The sequence below is a fragment of the Parabacteroides sp. AF48-14 genome, from assembly GCF_003477465.1.
GTDB lineage: Bacteria > Bacteroidota > Bacteroidia > Bacteroidales > Tannerellaceae > Parabacteroides > Parabacteroides acidifaciens.
The window spans coordinates 70,545-87,424 of sequence record NZ_QUDI01000011.1 but is presented as its reverse complement, the minus strand read 5'-3'; the positions used below and the strand labels follow the sequence as shown (position 1 = coordinate 87,424).

The 16,880-nt window shown below is 47.0% G+C and carries 10 protein-coding genes and 2 pseudogenes; 4 read left to right on the top strand and 8 right to left on the bottom strand.

All coding sequences use genetic code 11. The features are described from left to right. The first annotated feature begins 13 nt into the window (after window positions 1-13). Window positions 14-778 (top strand): peroxide stress protein YaaA, encoded by a 765-nt coding sequence (gene yaaA, locus DW083_RS07215; protein WP_122331921.1) that lies wholly within the window; start codon window positions 14-16, stop codon window positions 776-778. 3 nt (window positions 779-781) lie between these two features. Here yaaA and DW083_RS07210 read toward each other — a convergent pair whose 3' ends face one another. Together DW083_RS07210 and DW083_RS07205 are read right to left on the bottom strand one after the other, a co-directional pair. Further along, entirely contained in the window at window positions 782-2,191 is a 1,410-nt protein-coding gene (locus tag DW083_RS07210; RefSeq protein ID WP_122331920.1) for a DUF5723 family protein, read from the bottom strand. 30 nt (window positions 2,192-2,221) lie between these two features. Then, the gene (locus DW083_RS07205) at window positions 2,222-3,280 is read right to left on the bottom strand and encodes a DUF4621 domain-containing protein (protein WP_122331919.1); all 1,059 of its coding nucleotides are present in this window, start codon (window positions 3,278-3,280) and stop codon (window positions 2,222-2,224) included. Window positions 3,281-3,487: 207 nt separating this feature from the next. Here DW083_RS07205 and DW083_RS07200 point away from each other — a divergent pair, with 207 nt between their 5' ends. Beyond that, window positions 3,488-4,549, top strand: a complete 1,062-nt coding sequence (locus tag DW083_RS07200; protein WP_122331918.1) for a 6-bladed beta-propeller — start codon at window positions 3,488-3,490, stop codon at window positions 4,547-4,549. Window positions 4,550-4,579: 30 nt separating this feature from the next. Here DW083_RS07200 and DW083_RS07195 read toward each other — a convergent pair whose 3' ends face one another. Together DW083_RS07195 and pheT are read right to left on the bottom strand one after the other, a co-directional pair. Continuing rightward, window positions 4,580-5,314 (bottom strand): YebC/PmpR family DNA-binding transcriptional regulator, encoded by a 735-nt coding sequence (locus tag DW083_RS07195; RefSeq protein ID WP_115500541.1) that lies wholly within the window; start codon window positions 5,312-5,314, stop codon window positions 4,580-4,582. 35 nt (window positions 5,315-5,349) lie between these two features. Continuing rightward, window positions 5,350-7,812 carry a phenylalanine--tRNA ligase subunit beta gene (gene pheT, locus DW083_RS07190; protein WP_122331917.1) on the bottom strand — a complete coding sequence of 821 codons (2,463 nt, stop codon included), beginning with the start codon at window positions 7,810-7,812 and terminating at the stop codon, window positions 5,350-5,352. Window positions 7,813-8,538: 726 nt separating this feature from the next. Here pheT and trmD point away from each other — a divergent pair. After that, a complete protein-coding gene (trmD, locus tag DW083_RS07185; RefSeq protein WP_115500543.1) occupies window positions 8,539-9,213 on the top strand; it encodes a tRNA (guanosine(37)-N1)-methyltransferase TrmD in 675 nt (224 codons plus the stop codon). Between the two features lie 8 nt (window positions 9,214-9,221). Here the strand turns inward: trmD and DW083_RS07180 are convergent, their stop codons facing one another. Beyond that, on the bottom strand, window positions 9,222-10,100 hold the full coding sequence (locus tag DW083_RS07180; protein ID WP_122331916.1) for a DUF5032 domain-containing protein: 879 nt from the start codon (window positions 10,098-10,100) through the stop codon (window positions 9,222-9,224). A 206-nt stretch (window positions 10,101-10,306) separates the two neighbouring features. Between DW083_RS07180 and xyl3A the strand changes: the two are divergent. Continuing rightward, window positions 10,307-12,912 (top strand): annotated as a pseudogene (xyl3A, locus tag DW083_RS07175) (xylan 1,4-beta-xylosidase). 82 nt (window positions 12,913-12,994) lie between these two features. Here xyl3A and DW083_RS07170 read toward each other — a convergent pair. The 3 genes and pseudogenes from DW083_RS07170 to DW083_RS07160 all read right to left on the bottom strand — a co-directional run bounded on the left by DW083_RS07170 (window position 12,995) and on the right by DW083_RS07160 (window position 16,740). Further along, window positions 12,995-13,402, bottom strand: coding sequence for a putative quinol monooxygenase (locus tag DW083_RS07170; RefSeq protein WP_233551883.1), 408 nt, complete (start codon window positions 13,400-13,402; stop codon window positions 12,995-12,997). 317 nt (window positions 13,403-13,719) lie between these two features. Next, the gene (locus tag DW083_RS07165; protein ID WP_115500547.1) at window positions 13,720-14,694 is read right to left on the bottom strand and encodes a type I phosphomannose isomerase catalytic subunit; all 975 of its coding nucleotides are present in this window, start codon (window positions 14,692-14,694) and stop codon (window positions 13,720-13,722) included. Between the two features lie 28 nt (window positions 14,695-14,722). Beyond that, window positions 14,723-16,740, bottom strand: a pseudogene (locus DW083_RS07160) (alpha amylase C-terminal domain-containing protein). Between the last annotated feature and the right edge of the window lie 140 nt (window positions 16,741-16,880).

Sequence of the window (16,880 nt, the reverse complement as noted above, 5' to 3'; positions counted from 1 at the left end):
CATATTCAAGCATATGCATATCATCTTATCTCCGGCTAAAACAATGACCGGAACATCCAAAATAAAAGCGCCGGCCGGCACAATACCCCGGTTCAATCAAGAAGCAATCGAGATCGCACTCCACATGGCACAATATCCTGCCGATGAATTAGGAAAACTGCTAAAGCTCAGTCCCAAGCTGATGCTGGAAAGCTACAACCGTTTTCAAAACTTCCATTCCGCAGAAGAAAAGCCTTTACAGGCGATATTGGCTTATACGGGAGTTGTCTTCAAGCATATCAACCCCAAAGATTTCTCCGAGGCGGACTTCCTCTTTGCCCAGGATCACCTGCGGTTCGTTTCCATCTGCTACGGATTGCTCCGCCCGTTGGATCTGATCAAACCGTACCGGATGGAATATGATGTAAAACTGCCGGAATTGGGAGAAGGAAATATGTATGCCTACTGGCGTAGCCGCCAGACTGAACCGCTGATAGAAGAAGTCAAAGCCGACGACAACCTGTTGGTCAACCTCGCCAGCATGGACATCCAGCCAGCCTTCGACTGGAAAAAGATGGAACAATCCGTCCGCATCGTCACGCCGGATTTCAAAGTCTGGAAAAACGGTAAAGCCGAAACAATCGTAATTTACGCCAAGATGGCACGGGGACAGATGACGCGCCATATCATCAAAAACAGGATCACAAATCCGGAAGAGTTGAAAACATTCACCTGGGAAGGTTTCCATTTCCGAGAAGAACTCTCGGAAATGGATAGATGGGTCTTTTTACAAGATTAAAACTTACATTTTGCCTCGCAACGGAACACTGATTCCCATATAGAGATTCGTTGCATTGCCGCTTACCGGAAGAAACTGGGGAGTTACTTTGGTAAACATATAGTCGGAACCGATGAAGAAGTTGATCCATGACGGAGTAAAGTTCAACGCCAGGCCGTATGTCTTGAATTTACTGTGGATAAAAGAGTAACTCAATGTTGCTTCAAACCATCTGATCGGACGGTAATTGGCCGAAACAGTCAACTCCGTATAAGCTTTCGGAGAATACAAACGCGTAGAAGAAAGCAAGCCGAAGCCCAACTTATTTTCCAACATACGGTATTCACCCCCGATATTGATCGTAGAACGCAAGCGGGTGGTACGTCCTTCCGATGCTTTCTGCGTAAAATGGAACAGGTTCTCGAAATCGTCTTTCATCGAATTAAACTGATCGCTCATGCTCTGAGAACCTTCGGCAACATGATCGCCAATCGCCAGGTCGAAACCGTCAAAATCGAAAGTCCCGTTCACCTCGCCGAAAGTATTGCCGCTCTTATTCCAACTTACAAAACCTAAATCCAGGACCGCAGCCGACAAAGTGATATTTTCCGTCAACTGATAAGTGGCACCCAGGTCGACACCCATACCGAAGCCGCTTACCCCCGGACTGTCAAAGTCGAAGTTGCTGATATATTCACGTCCTTGTTCGTCCACTCCCATTTCCGGCACAAGTCCTTTCATGGAAGCACTCATTGTTCCGGTAGACGTTACCGACCACTTCGTATCGTTCATGACGGCACGCATATGTGTGATGTTCGCATCCATCGAGCCGACACCCAACAGCACTTTCACTTTCCCGCCGACCGTCAGTTTCTCCGTGATCGGACGTGAATAGCCGACACCCGTTTCCAGATAAGACTCGGCATAAGCAGAGATATCATTTATATCGTAAGTTGTCCCTTCCGCACTGTTACCACGCTTCATAAACTCGAACATGGTCTTCGGCACACGCACATTTGCCAGGCCTTTCAAAGAGACGTCGACCGTCCAGAATCCTTTTCCGGCATACCATCCACCGGAAAGAATCTGCGTTCCGAAGTCTGCGTTTATCTGGTTATTATCATTCAGGTTATTCAAAAAAGACTCGGTATTGACGGAGTTATCCATAAACGTAACCGTCTTCCCGTCTTTCGGGAATAAGATATTATCGACAGCAATGCCATTCGTTGTATAAGATGCATTGACAGCCCCCAGCACAGGGATCGACACATATCCCCTTTCCGGACGAAAAGCCGGGTTCAGCGCCGTACGCGCCGGAGAGTTCTGCATGAAATAAGCCGTTCTCAATTGCTGGGCCGAGGCAGACGCCCCGATAAAAGTCAATAAAGCCAAAGCCAACAAGCTCTTGGCCGATTTAATATATGTAGTATTCATTATATTGATGCAAATAGATTAGTAAATCAATCAAATAGAAATCCCTCCCGTTTTCTTCAGCTTCAACTTCATCGAGATCGTCTCGCCATCTTTCAACGTTTCAGCTGTTTCACGACCTTTCAGGTGTAATTTGAAATCGATATTACGGGCATTCATCATCTTAGGCATATCTGCGGCAGTAATCTCAAAAGAGATATCCCCGCTCGCTCCCTTCACATCCTGCAAAGGGAAAGAGATATTCAATTGTTCACCAAATTCATCCAGGATCAGCATTTCGATTGTCAGGTCAAAAGGCATTTCATTTGTAACCGTTCCGTAAATGGTTGCCGTTCCTCCGGAAAAAAGATAATCGACAAATGAATCGTCGAAAGCCTCCTTGACATGTTCTACTGTCACCGCTTCAAAATCGGCAGCCGGCGTCAGAGGAGCCTCAAACGTATAACGGATATCGGACAAAGCACCGGCGGGAAGCTGGGCTACTTGTGAACGGTTACCCCATAAATTGAGCACAAGGTTTTCGGGTACATCCTTTATCGCATCCGGCAACTCTTTGTTCCGGCAAAATGTAAAACCGGTTGTTACGGAAGAAGCATCCGGACCAATCCAGATATCCGGAGTGGACGGCGAAAAAGTAAAGAAGGAAACCGGCGAAGCAGGCTGTCCGGTAATATCCAGGCGGCAATCCAATGTTCCGCTGTTCAAGCCGCTTTCCAACATCAAATGCGGGTCAACGAGACTCAATTTAAAGTCTTCGTCAAATAAGCCTTGCAGATCTTTCAACGAAATCGTACTGGAAGCCACAACTTCATAATCGTTATCCGCCCGGAAACCATTCTTCCGTACCTGCAACGTTCCTTGATAACGCGCTACATAGTATCCGTTTGCATCGATCTGTACAGAAGGCACTTTATATACCTTTATTACATCATCGACCGCAATCGTACCCGTGCCCAACGGGGCAACCCATTCATCTCCCACTACCAGATCGTCCGTATCGACATCCGATAAATCGTACTTGCTATCCACACATGAAGTAGCGGCACAACACAAGCACAGCACTAAAGACTGAAATAAAATTTTACCTTTCATTCTAAATATTCTAAAGTATTTGTCTTTCGAAATAAAGTCTAATCGGCTGCAAAAGTATGTAAAAGCATTCACCCGACCATACTTTTTCGCCTTGAAATTCAGCAACTCGCACGAATTGTGTTATTTCTTACGATAAAATAAGAATCCGCAAATCCAATAAATTACAAGTATAAACGTTATTAACTAAAATACTTTAAACAAGATTATATGAAACGGACCTTCAGCATATTACTCTTTCTTTTGTTGGTCATTTACGCAAAAGAAGGCTACAAACTGGCCACACAGGTTAATCCGGTGCAAAGTTTCAACACAGGTTCCCTCTCTGACGTAGCAGAAGAAGTGATTGCCATTCCGCTCGAAACAAATGCGCACTGCATACTAAGCCATGCCAGACTGGTCAAACGGGACGGAGACAACCTGTTCCTGCTCTGCCGGCAGCAACTTTACCATTTCAGTTGTTCGGGCAAGTTTATCAATCAGATAACCTATTGCAATTCTCTCTACAAAAACAATATTCTGGCATCCGACTATGTAATAGACCCGGTACACAAACAGTTGATCGTTACAGACGGACAACAACACGTACAATATTATAATTATGATGGTGATTTCTTAGGCAAAATCGACCTGCCCGCCGATTATGCCGGACAATCGTTAGGAAAGCTGGCCTACTATGACGGGCACATCTGGACGACAGTCAACAGAGCCGTCCTAAGAAAAGAATATAACAACCAATTGTGTATGGAGCAATGGTTATATAAATTCGACACGGCTTTCCACAAGGTGGAGACCCGCAAGCTGACCGTTGCCGAACTGGGACGCCTCACGATCGACCACGCCCTGGAACCGGAAGTTGCCGTTGCCAACCGGCAGGTATATGTGCAGGCGCCTTCCCTTCAGCCGGACGAACTATTGCAAGACACACTCTACCTGATCAGCCGGAACAAACTGGATATTACGGACGGTTATTCATCCATCCTCCCAATACGTATAAGCAGCCGTTTCCTGGTTTCCACCCACTACAACCCGAACAACGAGGATAAGTGTTATACATTCTGTTACGACCAACAGAAAAGCCGCGCTTACAATGTGCAGGGAGGATTGGTCGACAACTTCTACGGAACCGGTAAAGTACGGGAACTACAGGCCATGGACGTCTATAGCAATTCTTATTGTTTCTACAAAAGCAGTGAGGAGGTAAAAAAGGCATTTCCGGATCGCAAGACCGGCGATAACCCGGTGGTTTTCATCGTTAAATTGAAAGCATAAAAAAGGGAGGCTTTTGCCTCCCCCTGTATATTACTCTTCGTCTTCGCTCTCGTCTTCCTTCATATTGTGGAAAACGTTCTGGACGTCGTCATCTTCTTCCAGCTTTTCGATCAATTTCTCGATTCCTTCGCGCTGTTCGGCCGTGACTTCTTTCAGATCGTTCGGGATGCGGACAAATTCGCTGCTGGTGATTTCAAAACCGTTTTCTTCCAGATATTTCTGAATAGCGGAGTTCTGGGCAAATTCACCGTAGATGATTACTTCGCCTTCGTCTTCATCCAGCTCATCCACGCCGTAGTCGATCAGTTCCAGCTCCAGGTCTTCAAGCGACATATCTTCTTTCTTAACGATATGGAATACGCACTTGTGGTCGAACAGAAATTCAAGGCTACCGCTCGTACCTAACGAACCACCGTGTTTGTTGAAATAGCTACGGACATTAGCAACCGTACGGGTCGTATTGTCTGTTGCCGTTTCCACAAAGATAGCGATACCGTGAGGACCGTATCCTTCGTAGTTCATTTCCTTATAACCGGAGAAATCCTTTTCTACAGCACGCTTGATGGCACGTTCCACATTTTCCTTCGGCATGTTCTCCTTCTTTGCGTTCTGCATCAATGCACGCAAATGAGGGTTGTTCTCAGGATCCGGACCGCCTGCTTTAGCTGCTATCGTGATTTCTTTACCCAACTTGGTAAATACACGGGCCATATTGCCCCAACGCTTAAACTTTCTTGCTTTACGGAACTCAAACGCTCTTCCCATATTTTATTGAATTATAAATTTTGATTTATGAATTATTATCTCAATTGTGCTCCTAACTTCTGTTCCAGGTTTGTCTGGATCTTTTTCATGATCGCATCAATCTGTTTATCATTCAAAGTCTTTCCTTCATCTTGCAGATAGTAGCTGACTGCATAGGATTTCTTGCCTGCCGGGAGGTTCTTACCTTCGTAAACATCGAACAGCTCGACACCTTTCAGCAGTTTACGGTCACTGTCGGTTGCGATCTTCTCGACTTCTGCAAACTGGACTTTCTTATCCAGCAACAGGGCGAGGTCACGTTTTACGGCCGGGAACTTGGAGATTTCCGAGAAAGTGACTTTGCTCTTCTTCGTCTCCTTCATCAGCAGTGTCCACGACAGTTCGGCATAATAGACTTCCGTGTCGATATCCAGCTTCTTGCAGATCTTCGGACTCACGATACCCATTGTACCCAACTGGCGGCCGGAAGCAGTCGTGATGCTCAGACCGGCTGCATATATGTCGTTAGACAGATTTCCGAAGATAACCTTCTGCAGGTTGACACCCAAGCGAACCAGGATATTTTCCACATAGGCTTTCAGCTCATACACAGACGATTTTTCGTTCGGATGCGCCCAGCTGTTATCTACGCGGCTACCGCTCACCCACAGGCCCAGACGGTAATCTTCCGTAAATTCGGCCAGCGTTTCGCCTTCCTTCTTATTGTCGATATTGTAATCGTAGCAATTACCGAATTCGAAGAAGCGGATATTGCCGTTTTTGCGTTTCGCATTGTGCTCGATACTTTCCAGGCCGCCGAACAGCAATGTCTGGCGCATACCGTTCAAGTCAGCACTCAACGGGTTCATCAGCATCACGCAATGAGACACCGGATAAGTAGACAAGTTATCATAGTAAGCAGAACGAGTCAGCGAGTTATTCAGGATCTCATTGAACCCGCAGCCGCAAAGCTGTTCGGAGATCAGATTCTGCAATTTGTAACTACGGTCGGTCGGAGTCTGATAGCTCAGATTGGACTTTACGTTTTCGCTGAATTCCACATTATTATATCCGTAAATACGGAGGATATCTTCGATCACATCCACATCGCGCTGTACGTCGATACGGTAAACCGGGACATCGATCACCAATCCTTCCGCTGTTTCGGAAACAATCTTCATTTCCAGGCTTGCCAGAATGCTCTTAACCGTCTCTGCGGGAATAACCTTGCCAATCAACGTGTTCACCTTGTCATAAGACAGTTCCACACGATACGGGGCTACCGGAGCCGGATAGATATCCTGGATCGGGCCTGTGATCGTTCCGCCGGCCACTTCCTGAATCAACAGGGCGGCGCGTTTCATAATGTCGACAGTCTGGTTAGCGTCCAAACCGCGTTCATAGCGGAAAGAGGCATCCGTATTCAAGCCGAAACGACGGGCTGTCTTACGAATCCAAGTCGAATGGAAAGTTGCAGATTCCAGGAATACATTCTTTGTCTGTTCCGTCACACCGGAATCGAGTCCGCCGAATACACCAGCGATACACATCGGTTCCTCGGCGTTGCAGATCATCAGGTCGCGGTCGGTCAGCGTACGTTCTACGCCGTCGAGTGTCACGAATTTGGAACCTTCCGTTGCCGATCTTACCACAACTTTGTTTCCCTTGACCTTATCTGCATCGAAAGAGTGCAGCGGTTGTCCTACGCCATGCAGGATATAGTTTGTAACATCTACTACATTATTAATAGGACGCAGGCCGATCACCTTCAAACGGTTCTGCAACCATTCGGGGCTTTCCTTCACGGTCACACCCTTAATCGTTATGCCCGAATAGCGCAGGCAGGCTTCCGTATTCTCGACAACGACTTCGATAGCCGGAGTCGGATCGTCGATCTTGAAAGCATCCACATCCGGACGTTTCAGGGAGGCTGGTTTGCCGTTCTGCTTCAGATAGGCAGCCAGGTCGCGGGCAACACCGAAATGCGAAGTGGCATCCACGCGGTTCGGCGTGATGTCTACTTCCAGCACATAGTCGCTCTTTACATTATAATATTCCTTAGCCGGAGTTCCAACTACCGCATCGGCCGGCAACACGATGATACCGGCGTGATCCGTTCCGATACCGATTTCATCCTCGGCACAGATCATCCCGTTCGATTCGACACCGCGAATCTTGGAACGCTTTATCGTAAAACACTCGTCGCCATCATACAATTTAGTACCGTTCACAGCCACAACCACTTTCTGTCCGGCTGCCACATTCGGAGCGCCGCAAACAATCTGCAGGGGTTCTGCGCCGCCTACATTCACGGTCGTGATGTGCAGGTGGTCGGAATTAGGGTGTTCTTCACAGGTAAGAACTTCACCGATCACAAGTCCTTCCAGTCCGCCTTTAATGGTTTGAACTTCTTCTACTCCACCGGTTTCCAGACCGATCGAGGTAAGTGCTGCTGCTACTTCATCAGGCTGTAAATCAAAATCAAGATAATCTTTCAGCCAGTTGTAAGATATATTCATCGCTTTAAAATTTATTCAGTAAAGAGACGGCCCGCATAGTGCCGCCAAATTGACGGGCAAAAATACAAATAATTATTTAAAAGTCCCATCCTCAAACTCTATTAATTCGATCGGGGCTCTATTATGTTCCACTGTCCGATTCAATTCAGCCGGATTGTTGTGCGGGATCGCAAAGAAACATGTTTTATCCTAACTGGTAAATCATCATTTATAGCTCATATTTGGTAAATAGTGAATCAATAACGGATAAACACCGGTCCTCTATTGCATGTTACGGCTGTATTCCTTTTATGTCACAATTGTCTTCCTTCTATGTTACAGTTGGATTTCTTTTGTTTCACAGCTGTAACATGAATAGCGGGTAGGTATGGAAGAGGCACACATCCCGCATCGTTCATTCTATCTGCCGGGTGATTCATTCCTTTACGGCACTATAAACCCATGAAGGACTACAATACCATTTCGCAGACGACGCAGACGAACGCAGATCATTTATTGTTTTAAAAGAAAATAAGTCTGCGTTCCTCTGCGTTATCTGCGCCCGTCTGCGTCCGGTAAATACGAGCAAACACACCGTTAAATCATCATTTATTGTTTCAAATATGTCAAGAAGTGAACTACCTGTACCGGAAAAATCATACAATACCTTCCGGATAATAAACAACGGACAATTGACAATTGACAATTAAACCCTACCTTTGTACGAAAAATCAGAAATATAGTTTTATGCGTATAGACATACTGACCGTACTTCCAGAGATGATCGAGGGCATGGTGAATTGCTCAATTGTCAAACGGGCACAAGATAAGGGCCTGGCAGAAATACATTTACACAACCTCCGGGATTATACCACCGACAAATGGCGGCGTGTGGACGATTACCCTTTCGGCGGCGAAGCCGGCATGGTGATGCAGATCGAACCGATCGACCGGGCAATCTCGGCCTTGAAAAGCGAACGGGAATATGACGAAGTGATTTATACCTCGCCGGACGGGGAAACATTCAACCAGCCGATGGCCAACGGCATGTCGCTACTGAACAACCTGATTATCCTGTGCGGGCATTATAAAGGAATCGACTACCGCATCCGTGAACATCTGATCACTAAGGAAATATCTGTCGGCGATTATGTCCTGACCGGTGGCGAACTGGCTGCCGCCATTATTACGGATGCGGTCGTACGCCTCATTCCCGGAGTGATCGGTGACGAACAGAGCGCCCTCTCCGACTCTTTCCAGGACAATTTGCTGGCGCCGCCGGTCTACACCCGACCGGCCGATTACAACGGATGGAAAGTGCCGGAAGTGCTTCTTTCCGGCCATCAGCGCAAGATTGAGGAATGGCGCCTCCAGCAAGCCCAGGAACGGACTGCCCGGCTGCGCCCGGACTTATTGAAATAAACACGCTTTTATTTCTGTTCCGCTACAAAATTATAGGTGAACGTGTATTCGTATGTATTGCTCTCGGCTTCAACCCCGTTTACAGGGTTAATCTTTTCTTCGATTGTCATACCTGTGATATAATCACTGGACATTGTGTAGCGGAACGTATATTCGGCACAAACATCCGCCGCTTCGGACACATTATACCAATATGCACGTGCAGGCAAATTCTGATTCATCAGCCCGTACATCAGGTTGACAGGAGAAACGACATCGAAGCCGACCGGCTGGAAGGTATTGATCACCCGGAACGGGAAATTGGCCGGACGCATCTGGGAACCATATTCATAGGTAATCTCTTGCTGTGGCAGATAAGCATAATGGACAGCATTTCCGCCCTCCCACGTATAACGATCGACCTCGCCCAAATCCCTCGTCTGGTATCCCGAACCATTCTCATTCGGCCACTGGATAACCTGCGAAACCGATTTCAGCCAATTCCGTTCATAGACATAACTATTATCGATTGCCGTATATGCCGTATTACTCATATATTTATTCTCGGCCATTTCTTCCTTTCGGGCAATCACATTTCCTTTCAACGTATAAACCGTATGGACAAACGGATTCGTCAAGGAACCGTTCTCCATCTTTACACCGTTAACGGAAATCGTTTTGTCCACAATAATATAATTATCGGTAAACTGGTGTCCTTCCTGATTCAATATAATACGGTTGATTTGCTGATCCTGTTTGTATGTAATTTCCGCCGTGAAAAAAGTTGCGCCATTCTTCGTACAAGACACATTTGTCAGCTTGTTTAATTCCGGAATATACGGTTTGTCATCATCCCCACAGGACATAAGCCCGACAGCTACTAAAAGCATACATAATAACTTCTTCATCTCTCTTTCTTTTTATTATTCAACGTTACAAAAATAGGACATTTGCAAAAATAACGGATGAAGTAACCTATTTTAAGTAATTCTTCTTGAAGAAATACAAGCAAACCATTAGCTTTGTGGTGATATTTTGTTGCAATAAACATCTAATAACAAACATCTTACAATAAGCTATAACGTAAATCATACAATATCTAAAATTTAATAACATGAGAATGAAACATCTGGCGGCGGCAGCATTGACAATATTGCTGTCTGTTTCTTGTAGCGAAAGACAACAAGATTACCCGTTCCGTAACCCCGACCTCCCTGTCGACGAGCGTATAGACGACCTCTAAAACGTCTGACTGCCGAAGAGAAGGTCGGACAAATGATGAACTCCACACCGGCTATCGAACGTCTCGGCATCCCGAAATACGATTGGTGGAATGAAGCCTTACATGGCGTTGCACGCGCCGGACGGGCTACTGTTTTCCCGCAGGCCATCGCGATGGCGGCCACTTTCGACGACGAAGCCTTGCATGAAACGTTCACCATGGTGAGCGACGAAGCTCGTGCCAAATATCACCAATACCAGAAAGACAAGGAGTATGACCGCTATAAAGGTTTGACTTTCTGGACACCGAATATCAATATCTTCCGCGATCCCCGCTGGGGCCGGGGCATGGAGACATATGGAGAGGACCCGTACCTGACTGAACGTATGGGTGTTGCCGTTGTCAAAGGCTTGCAGGGCGACGATCCGAAATATTTCAAGACACACGCCTGTGCCAAGCATTATGCCGTCCACAGCGGACCGGAATGGAACCGCCACGAATTTGACGTGACAGTTACTCCGCGCGACCTGTGGCAAACCTATCTGCCGGCATTCGAAGCATTGGTCAAAGAGGGAAACGTACAGGAAGTCATGTGTGCCTACAACCGCTATGCCGGCAAACCTTGTTGCAGCAGCGATAAACTGCTGATCGACATCCTGCGCAACAGTTGGGGATATGAACACATCATCCTCTCCGACTGCGGCGCCATCAACGACTTCTGGCAACGGGACAAAAACACACCTCGCCACGAGACACATCCGGATGCAGAAAGTGCTTCGACCGACGCCGTATTGAGCGGGACAGACCTGGAATGCGGAAACAGCTACCGGGCACTGATCAAAGCGTTGAAAGACGGCAAGATCACGGAAAAGGACCTGGATGTTTCACTCCGCCGCCTGCTGAAAGGCCGTTTCGAGCTGGGTATGTTCGACCCGGACGAACGGGTTCCATACGCTCAAATCCCGTACAGCGTGGTGGAAAGCCCCGAACACGTGGCACAAGCGCTCGAAATGGCGCACAAAAGTATGGTGCTGCTGAAAAACAAGAACAACACACTTCCGCTCAGCAAAGCGATCAAAAAGATTGCAGTCGTAGGTCCGAATGCGGCCGACTCGACGATGCTTTGGGCCAACTACAACGGTTTCCCAAGCCATACCGTGACCATACTGGAAGGCATCCGTCGGAAAGTACCCGGTGCAGAAGTGATCTACGAATTGGGCTGTAACCATGCTGCCGATTTCGTCATGAAAAATCTGGAAAGCAACATTACCTCTCCTGCCGGACAGGGTTTTGCCGCCGAATTCTTTAACAACACGGATTTTGAAGGCGAACCGGCTTATAAAGGAACGGCAAGCCGGCTGCATTACACCACCGGAGGCAACACGCAGTTTGCCCCAAATGTCAACCTGACAAATTTCACCGCCCGTTTCACCGGCGAATTTGAGGCTCCGGAAACCGAAGCAGTCGAAATCAAAATCTCCGGTAACGACGCTTTCCGCCTCTTCATCGGAGAAGAAAAGGTCGCTGAAATGTGGGAAAACGAATACGGAGGCGAAAAGACTTATATACTGAATGCCGAGAAGGGCAAGAAATATCCTGTCAAGATCGAATACATGCAGCGTATAGGCAGCGCAGACCTCAACTTCGAGATCGGAACACGCCAGGCGGTCAACTACGCTGCTACGGCTGCCAAAGTGAAAGATGCCGATGTGATCGTCTTTGCCGGCGGTATCTCTCCGCGCCTGGAAGGTGAAGAAATGCCGGTCAACGTAGAAGGATTCAAGAAAGGCGACCGTACCAATATTGAAATCCCGAAAGTACAACAGGAAATGGTAAAAGCCCTGAAAGCGACAGGCAAGCCGGTTGTCTATGTGCTTTGTACCGGTAGCGCACTGGCCTTGAACTGGGAAGATGCCAATATCGACGCAATCCTGAATGCCTGGTACGGCGGCCAGGAAGCAGGGACAGCCGTAGCCGACATCCTGTTTGGCGACTACAATCCGTCAGGCCGTCTGCCAATCACGTTCTATAAGTCGATCGACCAGCTACCGGACTTCCAGGATTACAGCATGAAAGGACGTACGTATCGTTACATGACGCAAACGCCGCTTTATCCGTTCGGATACGGTTTGAGCTACACCAATTTTGCCTATCGGAATGCGAAGCTCTCCTCCGGCAAGATCACAAAAGACCAGTCTGTGACGCTTACATTCGACATTGCCAACACCGGTAAAATGGATGGCGACGAAGTGGCACAGATTTACATCAAGAACCCAAACGATCCGGAAGGCCCGATCAAGGCGCTGAAAGCATTCGCCCGCGTCAACGTAAAAGCCGGAAACACGCAGGAAGTCAACATCGATTTGTCTCCGAAAGCCTTCTATTCTTTTAATGACAATACGCAAACAATGGAAGTCCGCCCGGGAAAATACCAAATCCTGTACGGCGGTTCATCGGATGACAAGGCTTTGCAAAAGATTGAGTTGGAGATTGAATGATTTCCGGTAATGCAAGTCCAGTAAAAACGACAGTTCTCACCCCAGGCGTAAAGCCCTGGGGTATATTTCATTTGTTTATCATTTACTTGTGCATTTTCTTAAATATCTGTAGCATCGTTGCAGGAGCGAGCGCATCCATATCGACTAAATCAAGTGATTTGACCATGTGTAACGTTTCGGTCTTGTATTTTTGAAAATGGCCGGTCTTAATGTGATGTTTGTACGCTTCGTCCGAGGCATAAATTTCAAGTATGCGTATCTGGCAAGAATCCCGTTTTAACTGCATCGGGTAAATACAAATTACCCCCGGTTCCTCACAAACGGATGTTACACCTACCGTACGAGCATATTGCAGGTATTCATCGAGGTATTGTGCATAGACCTCAATTTCGGAAATACGCACAAGCATCTTGTCGGTATTTACTACCTGCGCCGATAAATGGAATGATGCTACCATAAGCGATAAGATGATCAGAATGTTCTTTTTCATTTTCTATCTAATTTTCGGACATTTTTTGAGAATATCATTTCGACAGACGAAAGATAGTTCTCCGTCCATCTCCAGATAATGCAAAATTAGATGCTTTCAAGTTGATAGCCGCTATACAGATTACTGATTCTTCGACCATTTTTACAGATTCCGCATCTTGATGTATCGGATAATTAAAACACAAAAAGCCCCGTAAAGACGACACCGTAATTCTGTTGAAAAACAAGGTATCGTGCTTACAGGGCTTTATTCTTTTTCGATACAATCCTGTTCCCGAGGCTCACGCCCTGGCTGGTAACTGTCGTACTTACAAGACTCTATCCGATATATGTTTCCATAAACTTGGCACCCGGGACCGGTGAGATCGTTACCACATCGGTATCGGCCGGTATCAGCACCGTCTGTCCCTGATGGATATAGATTTCATTTCCCTTATTGTCGCGGATGGAAGCTTTGCCTTCCATGCAAATATAGACAACAAAAGAATCCAGTTCGGAGAAATTGCGCACCATGATCGTGTCGATATCCAACAGGTTCGTCGTGAAATATTTGCAGCTTGCCAGTTCTACGGTTGCATTCGTATGTGCCTTGTAGTGGGTGCGGTAATCCGGATACAGCGTATAGTCGATCGCATCCTTTGCCAATTCGGTATGCAGTTCACGTCCTTTTCCGTCCGGGCCTTTGCGGTCGTAGTCGTAAATACGGTAGGTGATGTTACTTGTCTGCTGTATCTCGGCGATGAAGCAACCGGAACCGATCGCATGTACACGGCCGGCAGGCAGGAAGAACACATCGCCCGGAGAGACTTCATAACGCTGCAAGACATCCATGATCGTATTGTCTTGTACACGTTTCACATACTCGTCGGCATCGATTTGTTGGGAGAAACCGGAATATAAGCCGGCGCCCTTGGCTGCCTTTATCACATACCACATCTCCGTCTTACCGAAAGAGTTATGACGTTTTTTAGCCAGTTCATCATCCGGATGCACCTGGATAGACAAATCGTCGCGCGCATCGATAAACTTAATCAACAGAGGAAAAGTTGAACCGAACTGTTCCACCACCTTTTCGCCCAACAGCTGCGGGCCATACGTACGAATCAGTTCGTCCAGCGTCTTGCCTTCCAACGCGCCATTATCAACGACGGAATAATTACCCTCCACGTGTGAAAGTTCCCAACTTTCGCCAATGCCGTCCTGCACCGGAGTGATGCCCTTAAACGGGCAGATATCGGAGCCTCCCCAGATTATGTTCTTGAGGATAGGCTTAAATGTCATAGGATATAACATACTTACGTTTCTGTTTTTATAGCCTTATTTATTTTGTTACTTTTACCTTTCTCAATACAACAGCGCTACGGGCCGGAATGTATAATTTGAGCCATTCTTTTTTCTCTTTTTTATACAATGGGTCAAGTTGTGTGAAATGACGGATAGAATCGTCCGAAAGTTCGAATCCTCCAAAACGGGTCGCGTCAGTATTCAAAAGCACTTCATATTCGCCTTTGGGAACCAGGAACCCGTAGTCGGTAAATGACTTTGTCGGATTGAAATTGAAGACGAAAACCAAATCTTTGCGCATATAGGCCAGAATCTGATCGCCGTCGTTATCCCATACTTTCTGTATCGGAGTGGATTGGAAATTCTTCACACTGCGGATTATCTCCAGCATCTCACGGTCGAAATCGCCCAGATAATGGTACTTCAAATCCATATTATCCACCAGTTCCCATTGGCGACGGGCATATTTATAAGACCAGCCGTTTCCTTCACGCGGGAAATCGATCCATTCGGGATGCCCGAACTCATTTCCCATAAAGTTCAGATAACCGCCGTTAATGGTAGATGCCGTAACCAAGCGGATCATTTTATGCAAAGCGATACCACGTTCGACTGTCAGGCTATGATCGTCTTTCTGCATATGCCAATACATATCTGCGTCGATCAGGCGGAAGATGATCGTCTTATCGCCAACCAATGCCTGGTCATGGCTTTCTGCATAACTGATCGTCTTCTCGTCCGCACGGCGGTTAGTCGTTTCCCACCAGATGGAAGAGGGATGCCAGTCTTCGTCTTTCTTTTCCTTGATTGTCTTGATCCAGTAATCCGGGATGTTCATCGCCATACGGTAATCGAAGCCGTAGCCTCCATCTTCATATTTGGCAGCCAACCCCGGCATTCCGCTCACCTCTTCGGCAATCGTAATGGCATTCTTATTGACTTCGTGGATCAGCTTATTGGCCAATGTCAGATAGGCGATAGCGTCACCATCCTGATGGCCGTTGAAGTAGTCACCGTAATTACAGAATGCTTCACCCAGCCCATGGCTGTAATAAAGCATGGAAGTCACCCCGTCAAAACGGAAGCCGTCGAATTTATACTCGTCCAACCAGAACTTGCAGTTCGACAACAGGAAGTGAAGCACTTCGTTCTTGCCATAATCGAAACAGAGGGAATCCCACGCCGGATGCTCACGACGGGAACCGCCCAGGAAATATTGAGTATAGGAACCGTCAAAGCGTCCCAAGCCTTCCACTTCGTTCTTTACGGCATGGCTATGGACAATATCCATAATCACTGCGATCCCCATGCCATGGGCGTCATCGATCAGGTGTTTCAGCTCTTCCGGCGTCCCGAAACGGGAAGATGCGGCAAAGAAACTGCTGACATGATAACCGAACGACCCGTAATAGGGATGTTCCTGAATGGCCATGATCTGAATGGCGTTATACCTTCTTTTGCAACGCGGGGCAACACATTCCGGCGGAACTCGTCATACGTGCCGACCTTTTCTTCGTTGGAAGACATACCGATATGGCATTCGTAGATCAACAGCGGGGAGACATCCGGTTTGAACCGTTTATGCCTGAATACATACGACTCTTCCGGATTCCATACCTGTGCACTGAATATTTTGGTATTCTCATCCTGAACGACGCGCCGTATCCATGCCGGGATACGTTCTCCGCTGCCACCTTCCCACTCTACCAAGAGCTTGAACAGGTCTTCATGATGCAATAAATCTTCCGCAAGCGTGATCTCCCAAACGCCATTGCCCAACCGTTTCAGTTTATACTGATCTTCTTTCTTCCAGTCATTGAAAGTACCGATCAGATAGATAGCAGTGGCATTGGGCGCCCATTCGCGGAACACCCATCCAGTCTTTGTTTTATGCAACCCGAAGTAAAGATACCCGGAAGCCATTTCCGACAACGTCTGTCTGCCGTTACCCGTCAGGCTCTTCTCTTTGTTTACCACATATTGGTACCGTCCTTCTATTGCCTCCTTGTAGGGGGCCAGCCAAGGGTCATTCTTTATTAGATTTAGCGACTCCATGATTTTTTGAGATTGGTTTCGCACAAAGATAGAAGAAAAAACTAACAATGCCGCAAAAACAAGGCCATTAATAAAGTTTCACCAGCGAAATACTAAATATTTAATTCCTTTTGTTATTTTTGCATGAAACCGTTTATTGT

What these genes read in the sequence shown, in the direction of transcription:
- yaaA (WP_122331921.1), top strand. Translation starts at nt 14, where the DNA reads ATGCATATCATCTTATCTCCGGCTAAAACAATGACCGGAACATCCAAA.
- DW083_RS07210 (WP_122331920.1), bottom strand. Translation starts at nt 2,191, where the DNA reads ATGAATACTACATATATTAAATCGGCCAAGAGCTTGTTGGCTTTGGCT.
- DW083_RS07205 (WP_122331919.1), bottom strand. Translation starts at nt 3,280, where the DNA reads ATGAAAGGTAAAATTTTATTTCAGTCTTTAGTGCTGTGCTTGTGTTGT.
- DW083_RS07200 (WP_122331918.1), top strand. Translation starts at nt 3,488, where the DNA reads ATGAAACGGACCTTCAGCATATTACTCTTTCTTTTGTTGGTCATTTAC.
- DW083_RS07195 (WP_115500541.1), bottom strand. Translation starts at nt 5,314, where the DNA reads ATGGGAAGAGCGTTTGAGTTCCGTAAAGCAAGAAAGTTTAAGCGTTGG.
- pheT (WP_122331917.1), bottom strand. Translation starts at nt 7,812, where the DNA reads ATGAATATATCTTACAACTGGCTGAAAGATTATCTTGATTTTGATTTA.
- trmD (WP_115500543.1), top strand. Translation starts at nt 8,539, where the DNA reads ATGCGTATAGACATACTGACCGTACTTCCAGAGATGATCGAGGGCATG.
- DW083_RS07180 (WP_122331916.1), bottom strand. Translation starts at nt 10,100, where the DNA reads ATGAAGAAGTTATTATGTATGCTTTTAGTAGCTGTCGGGCTTATGTCC.
- DW083_RS07170 (WP_233551883.1), bottom strand. Translation starts at nt 13,402, where the DNA reads ATGAAAAAGAACATTCTGATCATCTTATCGCTTATGGTAGCATCATTC.
- DW083_RS07165 (WP_115500547.1), bottom strand. Translation starts at nt 14,694, where the DNA reads ATGTTATATCCTATGACATTTAAGCCTATCCTCAAGAACATAATCTGG.